The sequence below is a fragment of the Methyloversatilis sp. XJ19-49 genome (assembly GCF_024580145.1).
Taxonomy (GTDB): Bacteria; Pseudomonadota; Gammaproteobacteria; order Burkholderiales; family Rhodocyclaceae; genus Methyloversatilis.
In genome coordinates, this window is sequence record NZ_JANINI010000020.1 from 15,407 (window position 1) to 38,047 (window position 22,641).

Annotated in this window: 20 protein-coding genes; 4 read left to right on the forward strand and 16 right to left on the reverse strand. The window is 64.3% G+C overall.

Features of this window, described 5'->3' with window-relative positions; translation table 11 throughout:
• Positions 1-5: 5 nt before the first annotated feature.
• Positions 6-1,391, reverse strand: coding sequence for a pitrilysin family protein (locus NMQ16_RS18150; RefSeq protein ID WP_257082388.1), 1,386 nt, complete (start codon positions 1,389-1,391; stop codon positions 6-8).
• Positions 1,392-1,497: 106 nt separating this feature from the next.
• Between NMQ16_RS18150 and ftsY the strand changes: the two genes are divergently transcribed.
• Genes ftsY through dacB form a run of 4 tightly spaced genes read left to right on the forward strand, consistent with a single transcriptional unit; the run spans position 1,498 to position 5,571 of the window.
• Positions 1,498-2,547, forward strand: a complete 1,050-nt coding sequence (gene ftsY / locus NMQ16_RS18155) for a signal recognition particle-docking protein FtsY (protein WP_257082402.1) — start codon at positions 1,498-1,500, stop codon at positions 2,545-2,547.
• A 22-nt stretch (positions 2,548-2,569) separates the two neighbouring features.
• On the forward strand, positions 2,570-3,220 hold the full coding sequence (locus tag NMQ16_RS18160; protein ID WP_257082389.1) for a cell division ATP-binding protein FtsE: 651 nt from the start codon (positions 2,570-2,572) through the stop codon (positions 3,218-3,220).
• 10 nt (positions 3,221-3,230) lie between these two features.
• Entirely contained in the window at positions 3,231-4,130 is a 900-nt protein-coding gene (gene ftsX, locus NMQ16_RS18165; RefSeq protein WP_257082390.1) for a permease-like cell division protein FtsX, read from the forward strand.
• A gap of 10 nt (positions 4,131-4,140) precedes the next feature.
• Positions 4,141-5,571, forward strand: a complete 1,431-nt coding sequence (gene dacB, locus NMQ16_RS18170) for a D-alanyl-D-alanine carboxypeptidase/D-alanyl-D-alanine-endopeptidase (RefSeq protein WP_257082391.1) — start codon at positions 4,141-4,143, stop codon at positions 5,569-5,571.
• Positions 5,572-5,721: 150 nt separating this feature from the next.
• On the opposite strand, the gene NMQ16_RS18175 is transcribed toward dacB, so the two are convergent.
• The 15 genes from NMQ16_RS18175 to NMQ16_RS18250 form a co-directional block, all read right to left on the reverse strand.
• Positions 5,722-6,045, reverse strand: a complete 324-nt coding sequence (locus tag NMQ16_RS18175) for a DUF3135 domain-containing protein (protein WP_257082392.1) — start codon at positions 6,043-6,045, stop codon at positions 5,722-5,724.
• Between the two features lie 82 nt (positions 6,046-6,127).
• A complete protein-coding gene (locus tag NMQ16_RS18180) occupies positions 6,128-6,478 on the reverse strand; it encodes a hypothetical protein (protein WP_069039577.1) in 351 nt (116 codons plus the stop codon).
• A gap of 189 nt (positions 6,479-6,667) precedes the next feature.
• Positions 6,668-8,530: a chemotaxis protein CheA gene (locus NMQ16_RS18185; protein ID WP_257082403.1), complete on the reverse strand. Its 1,863-nt coding sequence runs from the start codon at positions 8,528-8,530 to the stop codon at positions 6,668-6,670.
• Positions 8,531-8,701: 171 nt separating this feature from the next.
• Positions 8,702-9,532, reverse strand: a complete 831-nt coding sequence (cheZ, locus tag NMQ16_RS18190) for a protein phosphatase CheZ (RefSeq protein ID WP_373566813.1) — start codon at positions 9,530-9,532, stop codon at positions 8,702-8,704.
• 22 nt (positions 9,533-9,554) lie between these two features.
• On the reverse strand, positions 9,555-9,953 hold the full coding sequence (gene cheY, locus NMQ16_RS18195) for a chemotaxis response regulator CheY (RefSeq protein WP_257082393.1): 399 nt from the start codon (positions 9,951-9,953) through the stop codon (positions 9,555-9,557).
• Positions 9,954-9,965: 12 nt separating this feature from the next.
• Positions 9,966-10,910 (reverse strand): chemotaxis protein, encoded by a 945-nt coding sequence (locus NMQ16_RS18200; RefSeq protein WP_257082394.1) that lies wholly within the window; start codon positions 10,908-10,910, stop codon positions 9,966-9,968.
• A gap of 20 nt (positions 10,911-10,930) precedes the next feature.
• A complete protein-coding gene (locus NMQ16_RS18205; RefSeq protein ID WP_257082395.1) occupies positions 10,931-11,902 on the reverse strand; it encodes a chemotaxis protein in 972 nt (323 codons plus the stop codon).
• A gap of 147 nt (positions 11,903-12,049) precedes the next feature.
• On the reverse strand, positions 12,050-14,071 hold the full coding sequence (locus NMQ16_RS18210) for a methyl-accepting chemotaxis protein (RefSeq protein ID WP_257082396.1): 2,022 nt from the start codon (positions 14,069-14,071) through the stop codon (positions 12,050-12,052).
• A 168-nt stretch (positions 14,072-14,239) separates the two neighbouring features.
• Entirely contained in the window at positions 14,240-15,901 is a 1,662-nt protein-coding gene (locus tag NMQ16_RS18215) for a methyl-accepting chemotaxis protein (protein ID WP_257082397.1), read from the reverse strand.
• Between the two features lie 223 nt (positions 15,902-16,124).
• A complete protein-coding gene (locus NMQ16_RS18220) occupies positions 16,125-16,430 on the reverse strand; it encodes an STAS domain-containing protein (protein ID WP_257082398.1) in 306 nt (101 codons plus the stop codon).
• Between the two features lie 47 nt (positions 16,431-16,477).
• The gene (locus NMQ16_RS18225; protein WP_257082399.1) at positions 16,478-17,557 is read right to left on the reverse strand and encodes a chemotaxis response regulator protein-glutamate methylesterase; all 1,080 of its coding nucleotides are present in this window, start codon (positions 17,555-17,557) and stop codon (positions 16,478-16,480) included.
• Positions 17,558-17,570: 13 nt separating this feature from the next.
• Positions 17,571-18,200 carry a chemoreceptor glutamine deamidase CheD gene (gene cheD, locus NMQ16_RS18230; protein ID WP_257082400.1) on the reverse strand — a complete coding sequence of 210 codons (630 nt, stop codon included), beginning with the start codon at positions 18,198-18,200 and terminating at the stop codon, positions 17,571-17,573.
• Positions 18,175-19,023: a CheR family methyltransferase gene (locus NMQ16_RS18235; protein ID WP_257082405.1), complete on the reverse strand. Its 849-nt coding sequence runs from the start codon at positions 19,021-19,023 to the stop codon at positions 18,175-18,177. The genes cheD and NMQ16_RS18235 overlap by 26 nt, the downstream gene beginning before the upstream one ends.
• A gap of 106 nt (positions 19,024-19,129) precedes the next feature.
• Positions 19,130-21,346, reverse strand: coding sequence for a methyl-accepting chemotaxis protein (locus tag NMQ16_RS19290; protein ID WP_306441918.1), 2,217 nt, complete (start codon positions 21,344-21,346; stop codon positions 19,130-19,132).
• Positions 21,347-21,371: 25 nt separating this feature from the next.
• Positions 21,372-22,376, reverse strand: coding sequence for a cytochrome-c peroxidase (locus tag NMQ16_RS18250; RefSeq protein ID WP_257082401.1), 1,005 nt, complete (start codon positions 22,374-22,376; stop codon positions 21,372-21,374).
• Positions 22,377-22,641: the final 265 nt, after the last annotated feature.

Genomic DNA, 22,641 nt, shown 5'->3' on the forward strand with positions numbered 1-22,641 from the left:
CACGCTCAGTGACGCAGGCCGGCGGGCTTGGCGCGCGGCTTGGCGTTCGGGTCGAGCGGCTGCGGGTCGAGCACCGCGACGGTCAGCGTGTCGTCGCCGAAATATTTCTGCGCCACGGCCTGAACTTCGGCTGCAGTGACTGTACGCAGCTTGTCGAGCATGCGGTCACCATCGCGCCAGTGGTAGCCGGCCGCCTCGAGACGGCCGATTTCCATCGCCTGCACGTAAGTGGAATCGCGCTTGTAGACCTGCGACGCAATGGTCTGGGTCTTGATGCGTTCGAGTTCTGCATCCGACACGCCTTCATCCGCGATGCGCTTGATTTCCGCCCGCAGCGACGCTTCGAGCTCCTGCACGGTCTTGCCTTTGGCCGGGGCGCCGCCGAGCACGAAAGTGGCTTCGCCACGTGATGTCGAGTCGTAGTAGGCGCCCACTTCGGTCGCGATCTGGCTGCCGCGCACCAGGTTGCGCGACAGGCGCGAGGCGGCGTGGCCGTCGAGAATGCCGGCCAGCACGTCAAGCGCATAGGGCTCGCGATCGTTCTCTACATCGGCCAGCCGCGGTGCCTTCCACGCCATCAGCAGTTGCGGAACCTCGGCCGGCGCCTTGACGACGACCCGTCGCTGACCGGTCTGTACCGGTTCCGCAGTCGCCTTGCGCACCGGCAAGGGCTGACTTTTCATCTTGCCGTACTGTTTCCTAACCTGTTCGAACACCTTCTTGTGGTCGACATCGCCCACCACCACGACGTAGGCGTTGTTCGGGGCGTACCAGCGCCGATACCACTCGCGTGCGTCATCGGCGCGCATGTTCTCGAGGTCATTCATCCAGCCGATGATGGGCCGGCGGTACGGATGCGCAGTGAAGGCGCTGGCCATCAGCTGTTCGTACAGCTGCGACTGTGGCTTGTCGTCGGTACGCAGCCTGCGCTCTTCCATGACCACCTTCAGTTCGCGGCCGAATTCCTCGTCGGTGATGACCACGTTGCGCATGCGGTCGGCTTCGAGTTCGATCATGCGCGGCAGCGCGGCCGCCGGCACGCGCTGGAAATAGGCAGTGTAGTCCTGGCTGGTGAAGGCGTTGTCGCTGCCACCCGCACGAGCGACGATTTCGTTGAATTCGCCCGCCTTCAGCTTCTTCGTGCCCTTGAACATCATGTGTTCAAGCACATGCGCCACGCCGGTGGTGCCGTCGTGTTCGTCCATCGCCCCGACGCGGTACCACACCATATGCACCGCCACCGGCGCCCGCCGGTCTTCCTTGACGATGACGCGCAGGCCGTTCGCAAGGGTGGTCTCGTACGGGTTGGCAAGCACCGGATGCGCCACCAGCGCGCATGCCGCCAGAGCGCTGCATAGCGCGATACCACGGGGAAAACGGCGCAAATCCATCTGATACACTCTCCGGCAGTAAATGTGAGCGCGGCGAAATCCGCCTTCACGCCTCTGTTCCAAAGCCTTGCGCAAGCCGCAAGGTGTTCCAGTGACCGTCTCCCACATGTTTGGTTTCTTCAAGAAAGACAAAGCCGCCGCGCCCGACGCCAGCGAAGCCGCACCGGCCGCGCCTGACGTGGTCGCGGCGCAGGATAGCGCGCCTGCCGCCGACGCGCCGAAATTGTCGTGGGCGCAGCGGCTGCGCGCCGGGCTGTCGCGCACGCGTGCCCAGATCGGTGGCCAGCTCAATGCGCTGTTCCTGCGTACCAAGGTCGATGACGAGCTGCTGGAAGAGCTGGAAACCCTGCTGATCACGTCCGACGTGGGCATGGATGCCACCACCCATCTGCTCGACCGGCTGCGCGACCGCGTGAAACGCGAACGCATCGAAGAACCGGCGAAGTTGCGCGACGTGCTGCGCGAGGAACTGACCCGCCTGATCGCGCCGCTCGAGAAGCCGCTCGACGTGGACGCGCACAAGCCCTTCATCATCATGATTGCGGGCGTGAATGGCGCAGGCAAGACCACGTCGATCGGCAAACTGGCCAAGCATTTCCAGTCGCAGGGCAAGAGCGTGCTGCTGGCGGCCGGCGACACCTTCCGCGCCGCCGCGAGAGAACAGCTCGAAACCTGGGGCGCACGCAACAACGTGGCGGTGATCGCGCAGGATTCCGGCGACCCGGCAGCCGTGGTGTTCGACGCGGTCAATGCCGCCCGCGCGCGCGGCATCGACATCGTGCTGGCGGATACCGCCGGCCGCCTGCCCACCCAGCTGCATCTGATGGAGGAGATCGCCAAGGTGAAGCGGGTCATTGCCAAGGCGGATCCGACCGGGCCGCACGAGGTGCTGCTGGTGCTCGACGGCAATATCGGCCAGAACGCACTGGCGCAGGTTAAGGCCTTCGACGCCGCCATCGGCGTCACCGGGCTGATCATGACCAAGCTCGACGGCACGGCGCGCGGCGGCGTCATCGCGGCCATCGCGAAGCAGCACGCGCCGTCGCGTCCGATTGCGCTGCGCTACATCGGCGTCGGTGAAGGTCTGGACGATCTGCAGCCGTTCAATGCGGCGGAATTCGTCGATGCCCTGTTCGAACCGCCGAGATCCCTCTGATCGCAGCCCGAGCCCACGCCGCATGATACGTTTCGCTCAGGTCACCAAACGCTATCCGGGCGGTCACACCGCGCTCGAGCAGCTGGACTGCGACATAGCGCGCGGTGAAATGGTGGTGGTGAGCGGCCATTCCGGCGCCGGCAAGAGCACGCTGCTGCGCCTGCTCGCCGTGCTCGAACGACCGACCGAAGGCAAGGTTCTGGTGGGTGGCGAGGATGTGTCGGCGCTCAAGCGCGCCGCCCTGCCCTACTGGCGCCGGTCGATCGGCCTCGTGATGCAGGATCAGCGCCTGCTGTTCGACCGCAGCGCCTTCGACAACGTCCTGCTGCCGCTTTCGATCAGCAGCCATCCGTCGCGCGAAGCGGCCAACCGGGTGCGTGCCGCACTGGAACGCGTCGGGCTGTCCGGACGCGAAAAATCGATGCCGGTCGAGCTGTCGGGCGGCGAACAGCAGCGCCTGACCATTGCCCGCGCCATCGTGAACCGGCCGCAGATCCTGCTCGCCGACGAACCGACCGCCCACCTCGACGACGCCTACGCGCGCGACATCGCCGAGCTGTTCCGCTCATTCAACGAAGCCGGCGTCACCATGCTGCTGACCACGCACGACGACGCGCTGTTCGCACGCTACGCACCGCGCAAGCTGGTACTTGCTCAGGGGCGGCTGCAGTGAGGTGGCTGAAATGAAATGGCTGCGCCTGCAATTGCGCGCCGGGCTGCGCGCGGCGCGCCAGATGGCCCGCCAGCCATTCAACACGTTGCTGGCGGCGCTGGTGGTCGGCATCGCGGCGGCTTTGCCCGCCACCGGCTACATGCTTCTCGGCAATCTGCAGCGACTGGCCGGCAACGTCAGCGCCGCGCCGGAAATTTCCGTATTCATGCAGCCGGGCGCGAACGCCGACGCGGTCCGGACCGCCGACCAGCGTATCCGCGGCCTGGCGAAAGAAGCGAAGGTCGAACTGGTGTCACGCGACGCGGCATTGAAGCGATTCCGCGACAACGACGCTCTGGCCGAAATCCTCGACGCACTCCCCGACAACCCGTTTGCGGATGCTTTCGTGATCCGGCTGGACTCGGCCGATGCCGCCCGGCTGGAAACGCTGCGCACCGAATTTTCCAAGCTGCCTGAAGTCGATCACGTGCAGCTCGACTCCGCGTGGGCGAAACGGCTCGACGCGCTGATTGCTCTGGGCCAGCAGGCGGTGACGATGCTGGGTGTCGTGCTCGGACTCGGTCTGGTCGCCGTCACCTTCAACACGATCAGGCTGCAATTGCTGACGCAGCGCGACGAGATCGAGGTCAGTCGCCTGCTCGGCGCCACCGACGCCTGGATACGTCGCCCCTTCCACTGGTTCGGTGCGCTGCAGGGCTTGCTCGGCGGCGCACTCGCCGGCGCACTCGCCTTGCTGGCCACGCGAGCGCTGGCGGGACCGATCGCCGAAATCGCCGGTCTGTACAGCCTGGAATTCGTGCTGCGGCCCCTCGCGCCGGCGCACTGGGCTGCGCTGCTTGCGCTGTGTGCCGTACTCGGCTGGCTGGGGGCCAGCGCCTCGGTACGCCGCCATCTGTCGCGCATCGCCTGAGCGGGCTGCCGTGCGTCTCGCGCTCGCCGTTCTGCTCGGTCTGATCGTTGCACCGGCCTGCGCGGTGCTGCCGGCACCGGTATTGCAGGCGCTGCGCGCTGCCGACATTCCCGCAACGTCGATTGCGGTCATGGTGCAGTCAGTGGACGGCGGGCCCGCACGCATCAGCCATCGCGCCAAGGTCGCGATGAACCCGGCCTCGGTGATGAAGCTGGTCACCACCTACGCCGCGCTCGACAGTTTCGGCCCGGCCTACAGCTGGCGCACCGACGCGCTGATGACCGGCCGGCTGGCCGACGGCGTGCTCGATGGCGACCTCGTGCTGCGCGGCGGCGGCGACCCGGCGCTCAGCATCGAACAGTTCTGGTTGCTGCTGCGCGACCTGCGGGCACGCGGCGTGCGCGACATCCGCGGCGACGTGATCACCGACCGCTCGGCCTTCGCGCCGACGCGACACGACCCGGGCGCCTTCGACAACGAACCGCTGGCCGCCTACAACGTCGGGCCCGACGCTCTGCTGCTGGCGCACAACGCGCTGCGTGTGCGCCTGCTGCCACAGGCCGGTGGCGCTCCCGCGCTGTGGGCCGAACCCCCGCTCGATGGCATGCAGATCGACAACCGCGTACAACTGGTCGAAGGCGAATGCGGCGACTGGAAGGACGGCCTGACTGCGAAAGTCCTGCCGGCGCCAGACCGCAGCACGCTCACGCTGCAGATCACCGGCCGCTTCGCTCGACCATGCGGCGAACGCATCTGGAACATCGCACCGCTGCCGGCCGACGAGTTCTTTGCCCGCGCCCTGCGCGCCATGTGGGCCGAGCTTGGCGGGCGGATTACCGGACGGGTGCGCGACGGTGCAACACCGCCGAACGCGCTGCCACTGGCCGGCATCGATTCGCCGCCGCTGGCGCAGGTGATCCGCGACATCAACAAGTACAGCAACAACGTGATGGCGCGGCAGCTTTTCCTGACGCTCGGCAGCGGCGCCGGCACCCCGGCAGACACCGCGGCCTCCGACGCCGCCGTGCGCGCCTGGGCGGCGCGGCGCGGTCTGGCACTGCCCAGCCTGGTGCTGGACAACGGCTCCGGGCTGTCACGCAGCGAGCGCCTGTCGGCCGCCGACATGGCTGCGCTGCTGCGCCACGCCTGGGCGAGCAGTGTCATGCCGGAATTCGTGTCGTCGATGCCTGTGCTGTCGGTCGACGGCACGCTGCGCCGGCGACTGCGCAATTCGCCGGCCAGCGGTCAGGCGCATCTGAAGACCGGATCGCTGTCCGATACGCGATCGATCGCCGGCTATGTGCTCGACCGCAACGGCCAGCGAGTGCTGATGGTGGCCTGGCTCAACCACCCGAATGCGGGTCGCGCACAGCCGGTTCTGGAAGCCCTGCTCGAATGGGTGTGGGCGGGCAACCGGCAGTCCTTCCCGGTTACCGAATGAGGCCCATCGACGATCCGTCCGCAGGCGCGGCGGAAGGTGGTCGCAGTCCGGATCACCACGGTGGCCGTCCAGTCGCGCCGCCGGCCTGAGCCTGCGCGCTGACTGTCGTCCCGATCTGCCGTGGCAACCCGGTCTGCGTTCGGGTGACGTTCAGGAGCCGCGCAGGCCCTGACGCAGTGAGGTCTGCAACGCGGACGTTTCGCGGTGCAGCGCCATCAGACGTTCTGACAGCGCAAGGAGGTAGTCTTCCATCATGCGCGACAGTTCGCGCACCGACTGGTTGGGCGACCCGGCCATGGCACGGCTGGCGTCTATCTGATTCTGCAGGTCGCGCAGCACCGCCTGTTTTTCAGGCGGGCAGGTACTGATGAATTTTTCGATCACACGCCGTCTCTCCGCGAAGTAGGTCTGTGGATCGGACTGCGCAAGATCCTTCCAGACGTCAAAATCGAAGTCCTCTGCTTCTTCCGACACTCAATGTCCTCCGCCGAATCCGATTACCCAGTCGATTGCCGACTCGATCACTGATGGCGATTGGAACACAAGGGTCGCGGGCTTATCGCGGGAGGGTTTCACGGGCGGCGACCAGGCGGGCAGCCTGTTCGACACCCTGATAGGCGAGCTGGCCCGACAGATCGGGGCAAAGCGCATCGGTGTGAACCATGTCGAGCGTCGTCTGCACCCATGCGCGCACCTCCTGTGCGCGCATGAACAGGCCGCGCGCATCAGCTTCGGCGGCTTCATCGGCCAGACTCAGGGCCGTCACCATGGCTTCGTTGCCGAGCATTTCGATCGACGCCATCAGTCGCATGATTTCTGCATGATGCGCCTGCACGCTTGCTGCCGGCAGCAAGGCTGCCGCTGGAAACGGGGACGAAATCGGCTGGATGAGAGTTGCTTCGGCCATGATGAGGCTCCTTCGTCGTTCGATGGACGGATTACCGTTGGTATCTGTTTATCGACCGCAAAGACCCACTCTTTAGGGTCAGAGATTCCTGCCGGCAAATCCGCTGCAATCCATTGAAGCAAAAAGAAAAAGCCCACCCCATCCTGCGATGGGGCGGGCTTCCCGGCGATATCGCCCGATTTATTTCTATCAGGCCGCGAGTGAAACCGGGCTGATCAGACTGGACCGCGACACGCCGCGCGAGTCGCCAAGCGAGCTGAGCAGTTCCTTCATGTCGAGGATCAGCACGATCTGGCCGTTGGACAGCGTCGTCACACCAGCCACACCCTTCGGACGGAAGTCGTCCAGACTCTTGATCACCGCGTCCTCGCGCCCGGCGAAGTTGTCGATCGCGAGAATGAAGGACGATTCGGCGGTCTGCATCAGTACGCCGTACTGCGGCAGGTTCTTCTGCGGCCAGCCAAGCAGGCGCGCCAGCGGCAGCACCGGCATGACCTCGCCCCGCACCACCATGGTCGCGCGGCCACCGACTTCCTGAATGTCCTGCGGCTGGATCGGCAGGATTTCGCGCACCATCGACAGCGGCACTGCGAAGTGCTGTTCGGCCAGACGCACCAGCAACACCGGCAGGATGGCCAGCGTCAGCGGCAGCGAAATCACGAAGGTCGTGCCCTTGCCCTGGATGGACCGGATTTCGATCGAACCGTTGAGCTTCTGGATATTCGTCTTCACGACGTCCATGCCGACACCGCGACCCGATACATCCGACACCGTCGCCGCGGTCGAGAAGCCCGGCAGGAACACCAGGTTCAGGCTTGCACGCTCGTCCAGCGTATTGGCTTCCTCATCGGTGATCAGGCCCTTTTCGAGCGCCTTGGCACGCAGCCGCTCGGCGTTCATGCCGCGTCCGTCGTCAGCCACCATGATCACGATGTGGTCGCCTTCCTGACGCGCCTCGAGACGCACCACCGACTTGCCCGGCTTGCCCTGGGCGATCCGGTCTTCCGGCGTTTCCACGCCGTGATCCACGGCATTGCGGATCAGGTGGATGATCGGGTCGGACAGATCCTCGATCATCGTCTTGTCGATTTCGGTTTCCTCGCCGACCAGCGCAAGCTCGACATCCTTGCCGAGGTTACGTGCGAGATCGCGGGCGATGCGCGGGTATTTCTGGAACAGGCGGCCGATCGGCTGCATGCGCGTCTTCATCACCGCGTTCTGCAGATCGGACACCAGCAGGTCGAGCTGGCTCACGGCCGCATCGAGCGCATGGAGTGTTTCGTTGTCGCTCTTGCCGGCCAGGATGTCCGCGCGCAGCGACGTCAGGCGATTCTTGGTCAGGCCGATCTCGCCCGACAGGTTGAGCACCTGGTCGAGGCGCGAGGTATCGACCCGGATCGAGTTTTCACGGCCCTTTTCGGCATCGCGGCGACCGGTCGGTGCCGGTGCGCCCGGACGATCAGCGGACCGACGGCCGAACGCCGCATTAACCACTGCAGCGACCTCGCCATCATTGGCCGATCGCGCGGCTGCAGGTTCGGGCACTGCTTGTGGGGCAACCGGCACGACACCGGTCACCGCCTGGTGCAGGGTGTTCCAGTCAGGTTCGACGCCACGTGCGACGGTCTGCGCAGCCGGCGCTTCGGCACTGGCGTCCGCTGCGGCGACCTTGTCGAGCTCGCCGGCCAGTGCGGCGCGCAGGCGGGTCATCACGCCGGCGTCGGCGGCAGCCGGCAGCATGCCGCGCTCCAGGGCACCGAACATGTCACGCACGATGCCGGTCGCATCGAGGATGACGTCCATCAGCTGCGGCGTGATGGCCATTTCGCCATTGCGCAGCTTGTCGAACAGGTTTTCGGTCAGGTGACAGAGCGAGACCAGTTCGGACGCATTCAGGAAGCCGGCGCCACCCTTGATGGTGTGGAAGCCGCGAAAAATCTCGTTCAGCAGACTGCGGTCGCCAGGCGTCTTTTCGAGATCGACCAGCTTGTTGTCCACGCCGGACAGCAGGTCGGTCGCTTCGACCAGAAAGTCCTGCAGCAGATCTTCCATGCCCTGAAAGTCACTCATCGTTCGCTCCTGTGGCGGGCAGCGCATTCGACGCACCGCTCGCCCTACTGCTCCTGTTGTTCCGGCTTCACGGATGGCTGGCACCCGTTCGACCGACCCGTTCGTCTGCGCTGACCGAACGCTGTGTCACGACTGTCCTGCTGCTGCCTGCGATCAGAAGCCGAGACTTTCGAGCAGGTCATCCACCTGCTCCTGGCTGGTCACCACATCCTCGCGTCCTTCGGCCGACACGACCGGACCGTTCAGCAGGCTTTCCGGCGTACTGGCCCGCTTGTCGGCCGGCATGGCTTCAATCAGCACCTGCAGCAACCCGTTCTCGAGCTTTTGCGACATCTCCACGATTTTCTTGATCACCTGTCCGGTCAGATCCTGAAAATCCTGGGCCATCATGATTTCGTTCAACTGCGCCCGGGTATCGCGGGCAAAGGCCGGCACGTCGCCGAGAAAGCCGCGGGTTTCCGCGGCCAGCGCCTTGAATTCGTCAACCGACAGTTCGTTCCGGTACAGCTTTTCCCAGCGGTCATGCAGGGTGCTGGAGCGCTTTTCGACGTCATCCTGCAGCGGTATGGCGATATCGGTCGCGTTGAGCACACGGCTGGCCGCGCTCTCCGTCATCTGTGCAATGTAGGTCAGGCGGCTGCGCGCATCCGGCATCTGCTGCGCCACATCTTCCAGCGCATGGTCGTAGCCCAGCTCGCGCAGCGTGTCGTGCAGCTGACGTGCGAGGTGACCCACCTTGTTGAATACGTTGTCGCAACTGTGCTCGTCATCATTGCCCGGCGCGGCGGCCACGGCAGCCGGTGCCGAGTAGTCATCCGACACCGAATCGAACAGGGCTTCCAGATCGGCGCTGTCGCCGCTGCTGTTTGCCGCTTCCGGCACGACTTCGAGCCGTACCTTCTGCGGCGTCTCGGACGCGATGCTGTCGAACAGCGCCTGCAGGTCGTCGGAATCGCCGGTTTCGTCAAGCTTCATCTTCTTCACAATGTCATCTCCCGATGCCGGCTCAGGCGGCCTTCTGGTTCATCTTTTCGAAGATCTTGGTCAGTTTTTCACCCAGGGTGCCGGCGGTGAAAGGCTTCACGATGTAGCCCGAAGCGCCGGCCTGGGCGGCTTCGATGATGTTTTCCTTCTTGGCTTCGGCCGTGATCATCAGCACCGGCAGGCCCTTCAGGGCAGCGTCGGCACGGACGGCGCGCAGCAGCTCGATGCCGGTCATGTTCGGCATGTTCCAGTCGGTGACCAGAAAATCGAAATCGGACGACTTCAGCTTCTGCAGCGCGATGACACCGTCCTCGGCCTCGTCGACATTGGTGAAACCGAGTTCCTTCAACAGATTGCGCACGATGCGGCGCATGGTCGAAAAGTCGTCGACAACGAGAAACTTCATCTTGGGATCTGACATGGCCTACCTCTCTCAGGCTTTATGGGCTTGCAGCAACGGACGCAGCGTATCGGCCAGCACTTCGGCATCGAACTTCGCCACGTAGGCATCGACACCGACGCTCTTGCCCATTGCACGGTTTGCTTCCGACGACAGCGACGAGTGCATCACCACCGGTATATCGACGAATCGGGGATCATTCTTGATGTGTCGCGTGAGGACATAACCATCCATCTCGGGCATTTCCGCATCGACCAGTATCAGGTCGATCTCGTCCGTCAGCGGCTGGCCGGTCTGCGTCGTGTGCGCAGCCATGCCCTGCAGGCGTGCCCACGCTTCGGCGCCGTTGGTGGCGTGCTTGTGGCGGATGTTCAGCTTGTCCAGCACTTCGGCGATCTTCTTGCGGGCCACCGCAGAGTCATCGACGAAGAACACGTTCGGATCGTAATTGCCGCCCAGCGGCGGAATCTCGCCTACGACGGCGTCGCCGAAGGTACCGGCCAGGATGCTTTCCACGTCGAGGATGGACACCAGCCGGCCATCGTCTAGTTCGGTGATCGCGGTGATGTAGAGCTGCTCACTGGTGACGACCGACTCGGGCGCGCGCACGCGGTCCCAGTCGACGCGGATGATGCGATCCACTTCATGCACCAGAAAGCCCAGCGTACGTTTGCTGTACTCGGTCACCATCATCGCGCCACCCATGCCTTCGGGCGCGTCGGTCAGGTTCATGATGCGTGCCAGCGACAACACCGGAATGACGTTTCCACGCAGCGAAATCAGGCCTTCGACGCCATCCGGCATATTCGGGGTCGGCGTGACGATGGGCGTGCTGCTGACCTCGCGCACCTTGAACACATTGATGCCGAACAGCTCGTGCGTGCCGAGCGAGAACAGCAGGATTTCCATCTTGTTCGAGCCCGCCAGCTTGGTGCGGGCGTCCACCTGCTCGAGCAGGTTGTGATCGGGTCTGTCCATCGTGTTGTCTCCGGTCTTGTTCAGGCAGCCACGCGATCCATGCCCTTGCTGCGGCGGATCAGGCGGGTGATTGTTTCGGCGAGGCGCTGCGCCTCGAACTTGGACACATACTCATCGACACCCACCGATCGGCCCAGTTGCTGGTTGGAGCCCGACGACAGCGACGAGTGCATGACCACCGGAATGCCGGCAAATCGCGGGTCGGCCTTGATGTTCTTGGTCAGGATGTAGCCGTCCATCTCCGGCATCTCGACGTCGGTCAGGATCATGCTGATCAGTTCATTCACCTTGCGGCCGCTGGAATCGGCGTAGCTGGCAACCTTCAGCAGTTCGGCCCACATCTGGCCGCCGTTGATGGCGCTGACGTAACGCACACCCATCAGGTCAAGCGTGCGCGTGATCTGGGTGCGGGCGACCGGGGAGTCATCGCAGAAGAAAACCGTTGCGTCGTCGATGTCGAGCGGCTTGATGTCCTTGAAAGCCAGATCGTTATCGATATCCGCCGTTTCCGACAGGATCTTCTCGACGTCCAGCATCATGACCAGGCGGTTGTCCGCGAGCTCGGTCACAGCAGTCACGAGACCGCCGAGATTGGCGGTGAGCATGGCCGGCGGCACGCGCATCTGCGACCAGTCCAGTCGCAGGATGGTATCGACCGACTCGACCAGGAACCCCTGGGTGTGGCCGTTGTATTCGGTCACGATCATCACGTCGCGCGGCGTGTCGCTCGGGAACTGGGCAAACTTGGCCAGATCGACCACCGGCACCAGCGCACCGCGCAGGCTCACCATGCCTTCGACCGCATTGGGCATTTCCGGCGCTGCCGTGATGTTGGGTGTTCGCATCACCTCGCGCACCTTGAACACATTGATGCCGAATGTCTCGCGTCGCCCGGTGCGTATATCCACACCGAGCGAAAACATCAGTATTTCGAGCTTGTTGGTACCCGCAAGCTTGGTGCGGGCATCGATATTCTTGAGTAACTCTGACATGTCGGCCTCGTCTGTCTGTTCAGTGGCACGAAAACAACCGGGTGCAGGTGGTTTTACGGCAATGCATGGCAAGTCTTGAATGGCTGCAGACCTTCAGAAGCGCAGCAAATGCGCTGCCTGTCCAGCCTCACCGGGATTTCGGGCAGATCAGACACGGAATCGCGCGCCAGCGGCTTCCAGCTCGCGCGCCATCGAACTCAGGTGCTGCGCCTGTTCAGCCATGGAACCGATGGCACTGGTGTTTTCCTCGGTCATCTGCGCGATCTGCTCGATCTTTCGCGCGACCTCGTGACTGGCGGTGGTCTGTTCGCTGACCGATTCGGCAATGCCGCTGATGCCGTTCGATGTCGAGGCCGCCGCCTCGGCCGCGCGGCCGAGTGCGTCGACCACCCGGGCCAGCTGCTGGCGCGACGCGTTGATCGCGTCTGACCCACGCCGCACGACGGCATCGACGCCGGCAGCGTGTGCGTCCAGCGTGCGCGTGACAGCTTCGATCTCGAGGGCCGATGCGGCCGACTTCTCGGCCAGCTTGCGCACTTCGTCGGCGACCACCGCGAAGCCACGTCCCTGCTCACCGGCACGGGCTGCCTCAATGGCTGCATTGAGCGCCAGCAGATTGGTCTGTTCGGCGATGTCCTTGACCTGTCGGGTCATGCCGCCGATGGCGCGCGTGCTCTCCACGAAGGCGCTGGCCGCATCGGAAATTTCTCCGACCACCTGACCGACATCGTCCAGCTCACCACTCACCGCGTCGATCGCGCGCCGCCCCTGATCGGCTTCATCGCGGCTGGCGTCGGCGTGGTGACGCATGTCGGACGCACTGTCCGACACGCTGTTGATCGACACCGACAGTTCTTCGATGGTGGCCGCCATGGCCGACGCGGACTGGCTCTGATGGGTCGATGCATGACTGATCTGCTGTGTCGCGCTGGCGACGACATGGGTCACTTCAGACACGGCCGAGGCCGAAGCCTTCACCCGTGCGATCAGCGACGACAAGCCATCGGCCATGCGGTTGAAGCTGGCTGCGATATCCCCGAACTCGTCACGACTCGAAACGTCGATGCGCGCGGTCAGATCGCCATCGGCGAGCCGCTGTCCCCCTTCGATGGTGCGGCGGATGTCGTTCTGCAGCGAGAAGTAGAGCCCGAGCGCAAGGTAAAGTGACAGCAGCATGCCCGCTGCCAGCGCTGAAACGATCAGCACCTCCAGGCGGACCATCTCGCCTCGATGCACGGCAAGGCTGGCATCAAGGCTGGACAACAGCGTACGGGCAGTGCCCAGCGCTGCATCGACCGGCGCGCTTGCGCGGGCAAACACTTCGGCGGGCGGCAAATCGAAGGTCTGGCTGACCACGGAATTCTCGATCATCAGCGCGGTGGCGCCAAAGGCGTCGCGCAGTTCCGCCACATCCGCGGTGATTGCGCCTGCATGGGCGGGCGCATTCTTCAGTACGCGTTCGAGCATGCGTTCCGATGCATCGACCTGCGCCTTCGACAGTTGCAGCAGGGACCCCAGTTCGACCGCCTTCTCGGGCGACATCGAGCGGGTTGCACTGATCGACGCCGCCAGCCCGCGCAGCCGGGCCAGATATTCGACCGTCTGCGGCACGATGCCGATGGTCGCGTCCATCAGTGTGTAGCTGTCCGGAAAAGGATCGAAGGTCAGACCGGATGCATCGGCCACCATCCGGAAATCGTTCAGCAGACCGACGATCAGTTCCGAGTGCCGGTGGAAGTTCTCGCTGCCGGTTGCACCACTCATCAACTGACGGACAGCCCCCCATTCGTCATTCAGGCGATCGATCTGCGCACCCTGATCGAGCAGCGCAAGGTTGGCGTCATTCTGCGCCGCAAGCTTTGCGATGCCGGCCGCCACTTCGGCTGCCTTGGCTTCGACCTTGGGCGCCAGGCTGGCGTCGCCGTTGAGCATCGAAGAGGACATGCCACGATGCTGCTGCACCGTGGCGAGCACGCCCAGCAGGGTGCGGACATAGTCGGCACCGATGCGTTCGTTGTCCATCGCGCGCACCGCACCCATGCGGTCCAGCGTCTGCAGCGCGCCAACGCCGAACAGCAGCGACAGCAGGATGCCCATGACCAGCATCATCTTTGGCGCGAAGCGGAGACGTGACATCAATGCCCGGGCGGGCGACAGCAGGGCGTTCATCGTGTGGATCTCCTGGGCGGACAGCTCGGTGCGGATCAAATGGATCCGGCCTGCGACGCCGATCAGCGCGACGCCGCAGGCCGGTGGTCACAGTTCATAACGGCGGAGACACCGACACATTGAGTGCCGCGCCGTCGTCGCTTGATCCAGATCAGCCGCAGTACGGAATCAGGCGACGTAGCCGATCCGGAAGCCGCCCCACTGGCGGCCACAGACGTGGATCGGTGCCGAAATGTCGTGCACCACTTCCCCGGTGTCGCGCCGATAGGTCTGGATCAGGAAAGGCTGGGCATGTGCGCCACAGCGCTTGCCGACCGGGTCTTCAAAAATGCGCTTGGTACGGTTGCGCACGATGTCGACCTTCTCGTCGCCGGTCAGCGGCTGCGAGAACTTCTTGTTGTGGGTCGGGAAATAGCCCTTCCGATCAACCGCGCCCGCGTAGATCAGACCAGGGTGACCATCGAGCAGTGGCTCCTGGATGGCCGGAAGCAGCCGGTCGGTCAGGCTGTCGAAGCGTGTGGTGTACTTGACTGGCCGGGTGCCGGCGATCGGCTGGTAGTTCTCGTCGAACAGATCTTCGATCTTGATCTCGCCACGCTTGACCGCCGCTTCCAGACAAGCCCCGACCTGCGCGGCCGCCCCGGCGACCAGCTCCGGCATCCGCGCGTGCGTCGCCACCGCCTGTTCGCCTGCGGGGCCGAGGCGGAACACCTGGGCGAGTTCGGCCAGGTTGCTCGACAGCACGTCCAGGCGCCCGGCGTCGGTCGCCGCCACGCGCGACACCTCGCGGTTCGATTCAGCCATGGCGAAGATGCGCTGTACGTGCTGGTCAACCTGTTCGCCCAGCGCATGGTTCTGGCGCATCGCCGCAACCGTGCCGCCGACCCGTTCCAGCGTCGCATCGGCGCACTCGCGGATGCGCTCGAGCGTGGCCACCGCCTCGCCGGTCAGTGCGGCACCGCTTCGCGCCTCGACCGCGCTGGCGCGCACCACCGCGGCGGCCTCGCTGGTTTCGCGTTGCACCGCCGAAATCATGGTGTGGATCTGCCCGGTCGACGAGGCAGTGCGTTCAGCCAGCTTGCGCACCTCGTCGGCCACCACGGCAAAGCCACGGCCCTGCTCGCCGGCCCGGGCTGCCTCGATGGCCGCATTGAGGGCGAGCAGATTGGTCTGGTCGGCGATTTCGCGGATCACCTGCACCACGCCGCCGATCTCTTCCGACCGGCTGCCCAGGTGGTCGATCTGCCGTGCGCACTGTTCGACGCTGCCCGACACGCGCGACATCTCGGCGGCGACACGGCTGACCACCTGGGCGCCCTGCTGCGATAGTTCGCGCGAGCGCGCCGCGTCCTCGACCGTCCGGGCCGCCACGTCAGTGGCCGCCTCCATGCTGCTTTTCATGTTGCCCACGTCGGTACTGGCGGCGCACGATGCGGTGCACTGCGCGTCGGTCGAGCCGGCCACCCGCTCGGCCCCCTTGCCGAGCCGGGCGCACGCTTCCTGCAGGCGCGACGAAGTGAACAGCATCTTGGCCATCGCCGCACTGAATTCACCGACCAGGCGGTTATAGCTTTCGGCCAGCCGGGGCAGCGCACCCGGCCCCTGCACCGGCAACTGGAAGGTGAGATCGCCCTCCAGGCGGGCTCGTTCCATGCTGGCGACGAGCGCTTCGAGCGGCCGCTCGAACAGGTGCGCACAGCTCAGCCGAACCACCGCCAGCGCGACCAGCGAAAGCCCGGCGGCGAGCAGCACACCGCCGGTGTCGAGCGACTCCGCCCCCCAGGCAACCGTGCCCACGTGGGTCAGGAACACAACAGGATAAAGACACAACCAGAGCAGGTTGCGCCCGAGCAACGAGCGCGGGGGGGGGTACTGACATTTACGGTCTCCTCACCGGTGGGGGCATTGTTTGCCCGATATGAAGGAGACACCGACGTGTACCCGTCGATTGCCCCCCTCTCCGTCAGGGCATGGTTTGCCCGTCCGTCGTGAAGAGGGTTACGACAAAGCGTGTACGAGCTTTAATCTGGCGTCGCTGCGCACACCGTCACGTTCAGTCGATGCGGAACAGCTTGCCGAAGTTCGCGATGTCGAGCACCTGGCGCACCGGCGGGCTGCAGCGCGACAGTCTGATTTCACGCCGCGCGTTGCGCGCCTTGTCGCGCAGCATCAACAGCATGCCGAGCGCGGAACTGTCCACGTAATTGACGTCGGCGAGATCGACGTCGAGTTCATTCACTTCATCGCGCAACAGAAGTTGCTCGGTGGTGTCCCGGAATTCCTTGTGCGCCGAAAAGTCGAAGCGCCCGCCCAGGCTCATGCGCGCGACCTTGTCGGCGAAGGTGACCTTGATGTCCATGATGCGTATTCCCTTCTGAAATCAATGAATGGAGCTGCAATCCGCCGTCAGCCGTGGGCAGCCATGCGGCGACCGCCCTGCAGCGCAGCCATGATGCGTTCGGCAACATGCGTGAGCGGACTGACCTCGCAACACGCGCCGATCTGGGCCGCCTCGCGCGGCATGCCGTAGACGACGCAACTTTCCTGGTCCTGACCTATCGTCCACGCGCCCGCCTTGCGCATCGCCAGCATGCCTTGTGCGCCGTCCTTGCCCATGCCGGTCAGCAGCGCGGCGACCGCACTGCCGCGCGCCTGTGCCGCTGCGGAATCGAACAGTACGTCGACCGCCGGGCGATGCCGGTTGTAGGGTGGCGTCTGCAGCAGTTCGCACACGTAGCCACCGCCGGATTTGCGGATTTCGAGGTGGGAATGTCCGGGTGCGAGGTAGGCGTGGCCCGGCAGGATGCGTTCGCCCTGTTCGGCCTCCTTCACGCGCAGACGTGACAGCGAGTCGAGACGTCGGGCGAAGCTCGCGGTGAACATTTCCGGCATGTGCTGAACCATCACGATGCCGGGCATGTTTTCCGGCAGGCGGGTCAGTACGTCCTTGATCGCTTCGGTGCCCCCGGTCGACGCACCGATACACACGATGCGGTCACCCCAGTTGCTGCTCACCACGGGCGGCGGCGTCACCGCACTGGCAGCAGGGCGCGCAGGCGCATCGCGCCTCACCTTCACGTGTGCGCCAAACGCCGCACGTATCTTGTCCTGCACCTCCTGTGCATAGTCGGCCGGCAGTCCGACCATGGTGGCGCGCGGCTTCGCGATGTAGTCCACCGCGCCCAGTTCCAGCGCCTGCAGCGTCGCTTCGGAACCCTGCGCAGTCTGGCTGGAAATCATGATCACCGGCATCGGGCGCAGGCGCATCACCTTGTCGAGAAATTCCAGACCGTTCATCTGCGGCATTTCGACATCCAGCGTCAGCACGTCCGGCAACAGATCCTTCACCTTCTGACGTGCCACCAGCGGGTCGGGTGCCGTACCCACCACTTCCATGTCGGGCGCCTGGTTGATGATGGCGGTCAGCATGGCCCGCATGACTGCGGAATCGTCCACCACCAGTACCCTGATTCTTGGCTTGTTCATCAGCGTCACCCGGTCACGAGAACAACTCGATATCGCCTGACGCATCCGTGCGTGCAAGCCGCTCCTGATACTCGCGCTCGCGCCGCGCCAGCGTATCGTTGTTGACGCGTGCGAGCTTCTTCACCAGCACCCGTCCGACACGCGGAAAGAAGTAGATCTTGCGGGCATGCTTGTCCTGCAGATCCTGCGCGAGGACCGGAATGCCTTCCTGCTTCAGGTAGTCGAGCACGAAAGACGAATTGCGTTCACCGACGTTTGCGCTCGACAGCGACGCCATCACGCGTCCGCCGCCGAATACCTTGGCTTCGAGCGCCGAACGCCGGGCGCCCGACTTGATCAGCTCATTCACCAGCAGCTCCATCGCATACCCTCCGTAACGCGCCGAACGACTGGTCGCTTCGGTGCCGCCGTCGGGCAGCATGAAATGATTCATGCCACCAATCCCGCGTTCCGGGTCGCGGATGCAGGCGGCTACGCACGAACCCAGAACGGTCACCAGCAGCATGTCGCGTGTCGTCACGAAGAATTCGCCTGGCAGGATCTTCACCGCCTCGCGCGAAAACTTGCTGTCGAAATAGCGCTGCGACGACTGGTGTTCGATCAGGGAAGGGCCGCGACTATCGACCGCCGTCAGCACGACCATAAACCGTCCTTCCGAGATTGCGGAACAGATCGACTGCGTGCGAAAAGCTTTCCGAATGCCCGGCGAACATGAGCCCTTCCGGGCGCAGCAGCGGGACGAAGCGCTTCAGGATGGCGTACTGCGTCGGCTTGTCGAAGTAGATCATCACGTTGCGACAGAAGATCGCCTCGAGCGGCCCGCGGATCGGCCAGTTCGGTTCGAGCAGGTTGACGCGGGTGAAGCGGATGAGCTTCTGCAGTTCGGGGCGCACGCGGACCTCGCCGGCGCGAGCGCCGGTGCCTCGCAGGAAATATTTGCGCACCAGTTCGGGCGACAGCTTTTCGATGCGGTCTTCGGTATAGACACCGGCCTGGCCCTGCGCCAGCACCTGGGTATCGATGTCGGTCGCGATGATTTCAACCGGCGGGTTCATCGAGCCATACAGCTCGCAGCAGGTGATGGCCAGCGAGTAAGGCTCCTCTCCGGTCGAGGCGGCGCTGCACCAGATGCGCGCCGTCGGCTTGCCGAGCCGGGTCAGATGCTCCTTCAGCAGGTCGAAGTGATGCGCTTCGCGGAAGAACGATGTGAGGTTGGTGGTCAGCGAATTGACGAAGGTTTCCCACTCGGTGTGATCATTGCGCTCGAGCCGCTTCAGATAGTCAGCGAAGGTTGCATCACCGGTGGCACGAAGCCGCCGCGCCAGCCGGCTGTAGACCATGTCGAACTTGATCGGCGACAGCGAAATTCCGGCATGCTGATGTATCAGTTTTGCGATGCGGTCGAAATCGTCGCGCGTGAAGGAAAACTCGCGGGTTCCGCCGGTCAGCGACCTTGAATCCGCCAGTTGCCGGGTCACTTCGACTGCACTTGCTGCATTCCTGCCTGCCTGAATCACGATGCCGACCTCTCGGTTGATGTCATGCGGACGCGCGGTCAAGCCACGCGCTTGCTCAGAATTCCGCCCACTCCGCCTCGTCGGCGCGCAGCGCGGCCGAGGCCTGCGCCCGCTTTGCCGTTCCCGGCAAGCCCGCGCCCTTCGTGCGAGTACGCACCTGGGTGCTGTTTGCGGCCTCGCGGTCAGGCATGGCGATTCGTCCATTGCCCCTGACCGCGGCGGCGTCGAGCTTGAACTGACCGACAGCCCGCATCAGCGCGGCCGACTGTTCTTCCAGGCTGCTTGCCGCAACCGCTTCTTCCTTCACGAGCCGCGCGTTCTGCTGGGTCACGCCATCCATCTGCGTGATGGCGAGATTGACCCGTTCGATGCCGCTGCTCTGCTCGACCGACGCCGCCGTGATCTCGGCCATGATGGTCGTGACACGCTTCACCGAGCCGACGATTTCCTCCATCGTCTGGCCCGCCTCACCCACCAGGCGACTTCCCGACTGCACCTTGCCGACGGAGTCCGAAATGAGCGCCTTGATTTCCTTCGCGGCCGCTGCACTGCGCTGGGCAAGATTCCGGACTTCGGACGCCACCACTGCGAATCCCCGACCCTGTTCGCCGGCCCGCGCGGCTTCGACCGCCGCGTTGAGCGCCAGAATATTGGTCTGGAAGGCGATGCCGTCGATCACCGAAATGATGTCGGCAATGCGTTCGCTGCTGTCCGAGATTTCACCCATGGTCTGCACCACCTGCTGCACCACCTCACCGCCACGTACGGCGACATTCGACGCACCGACCACAAGCTGATTGGCCTGCATGGCGCTCTCGGCGTTCTGCCTGACAGTCGATGTCAGCTCTTCCATCGAACTGGCGGTTGCTTCCAGATTGGCGGCCTGGGTGTCGGTCCTTTCGGACAGTTCGGAATTGCCGCTTGCGATTTCCTTCGATGCGCTCGTGATGGCACTGGCGGAAACCCTGATCTGTTCCACCATTCGGGTCAGGGCGTCGACAGTCGTGTTCGCGTCATCCTTCAGCTGACCGAAGGTGCCCTCGTACTCGTTGCTGATGCGCTCCGAAAGGTCACCGCGCGACAAGGCACTCAGCACCCGCGCCACTTCCGACAGACCACCCTGTGCCGTCTGCATCAGCGTATTCAGACCTTCGACCATCTCGCGGAAGCGATGCTCGTAATTTGCCGCATTGCCGCGTGCCGAAAAATCGCCGCGTGCCGCGGCCTGCACCAGCACATCGATTTCCTGATTGACGGCGAGCAGGTTGGTGCGCACGGCGTCCATCGCCTCGGTGATGCGGGCTCGCTCGCCGGGCAGGCGGTCCATGGCGATCGAAAAATCACCCGATGCGTACACCTTCATCACCTGAACCATGCGCATCTGCACATCGATGTGCGCGCGCACGAGTTCGTTGGTCGAGCAGGCCATGTCTCGGTACACACCTTCGAACTTGCCGACATCCATGGCGTGTTCGAGCGCGCCCCCTTCGTGTGCGCGAGCCATCAGCGACTGTTCGGCGACAAAGGCCTGCAGCCGGGTCTGCATCGAATTCATTGCCGCAGCGACGCTGTGCTCTGCGCCCGCCATGACAGACAGGGAACTGCTCAGGTCACCCTTGGCAACGCGACGCGCCATGTCTGCAACTTCGCGCGGCTCGCCCCCCAGTTCATTACGCAGCTTGCGGATGGCGAAGCGTCCCAGGGCGATGCCGGCGCCCAGGCCGACAAGCAGCTCGATGGCGATCCAGAGCAGCGCAGCGGTGACCGTCTCGCGACTGTCTGTCGCGAGGCCTTCCGCCGCGGCGATCTTGGACGTGGCATAGCTGTTGATGCCTGCAGCAAGTGCTTCGCGGGCGCGGTCAAGTTCCTCGTAACTTGCCAGGGCGGTCAGCCCCGATGAAGAGAGGTGGGGCTGCGCCAGCGCGCTCCAGCGTTCAAAGCCCTCACTCAACTTGACCGCATCGCCGCTTGTGTCCTGTTGCGACATGTCTGCGAGCAGGCTTCGCATGGCACCGGTGCGCGCCTGAAACGCGCTGCGCGCATCGTCCGATGCGGAAACGTCCGTCAGCGCCAGCGCCTGCCGCAGCTGATCGTCAGCGGTCCGGAACTCATCCCACAGGACACGCGAACGCGTCGCAAGGGAGGCCGTCACTGCAATCTGGGTGGCCGATTCGCCAAGCTGGCGTGCCTGCCACAACGACTGGCCTCCCTGGAGTACCAGCAGGGCAAGCAGCGCACCGATCAGGTAGGCGCCTTGTTTGAAGAAGCTCATGGGGTATCTCGTTTCTTCTTGAGGTTCAGCGGGCAGGAAGATTGGGCATGGCAACGACATTTCCCGGGCTGCTCAGGGTGCGCAGGAAGGTCAGCAAATCGGCGAATTCGGCGCCGTCCAGCTGCAGCGATTGCATCAGCGGCGACCGCGTGGGTCTGGCTGTGCCCCCCGAGATGTAGTGCGCGAGAACACCTTCCAGAGTGTCGAGGCTGCCGTCGTGCATGTAGGGCGCGCGCGCGACGATTTCCCGCAGCCCGGGTGTCCGGGTGGCGTGCATGTCGCCCGGGTTGCCGGTGACGCCGCCGCGTCCGGTGTCCGGAGAACGAAGACCGATATCGTGGAATTTCTCGTCCGAGAAATTCCAGCCGGAGTGACAGGTTGCGCAGCGCGCCTTGCCATTGAACAAGGCAAAGCCGCGGATCGCCGACGCCGAAATGGCCTTTTCGTCACCGCGCACCCAGCGATCGAACGGCGTATCCCCGGTCACGATGGTGCGTTCGTAGGTTGCGATGGCCTTGAGCACGTTGTCTTCAGTCAGGCCCTTGTCCGGAAAGGCTTTCTGGAAGGCCAGCCTGTAGCCTTCGATCTCGCCCAGCCGCTTGACGGCGACGGCCATCGGAAGATCCATCTCGGCCGGTGCCTCGATCGGTCCGCGCGCCTGAGCTTCAAGGCTGCCTGCACGGCCATCCCAGAAGAAGGTATTGCCCCACGCATGATTGATCGTGGTCGGTGACTTTCGCCCCAGCGGCTTGCCACCGGCGCCGATCGCCTTGGCGAAGGGAACCTGCCAGCCGAAGGACGGATTGTGGCAACTCACGCAGCTCAGATTGTTATCGCGCGACAGACGGGTTTCGAAGAACAGCATCTTGCCCAGCGCCGCCTTCTCGATGGTGTAAGGATTGTCGGCCGGGAACGGAATGGCCTGCGGCCTGCGGTACAGATCCTTCTGGGCCTGCAGGTCGGCAGCGACTGCCGGCACGAAGACGGACACACAGAGTGCCGCCGTGATCACAACCACGAAATGCTTCATGCGAAATCCCATGTTCATTGATTCAGTTCTGCCTGGACGGATGCGTGCAAGCGCATCGTTCGAAAATTTCATGACCGGCGGTCACCCGATTCGTCAGAACTCTTCCCACTCTTCCTCGTCGACCGCCGCAGCGGTGGCAAGCTGAACCCGCCTCACCTTGCCCAGCGCCCCGCCGCGCGAACGCGGCAGCACCGGCTCGCTGTTCGCCGCCTCGCGCTTCGTCAGCGATGCCCCGTCGAACGCCACTGCGCCGCGACCGCTGCCC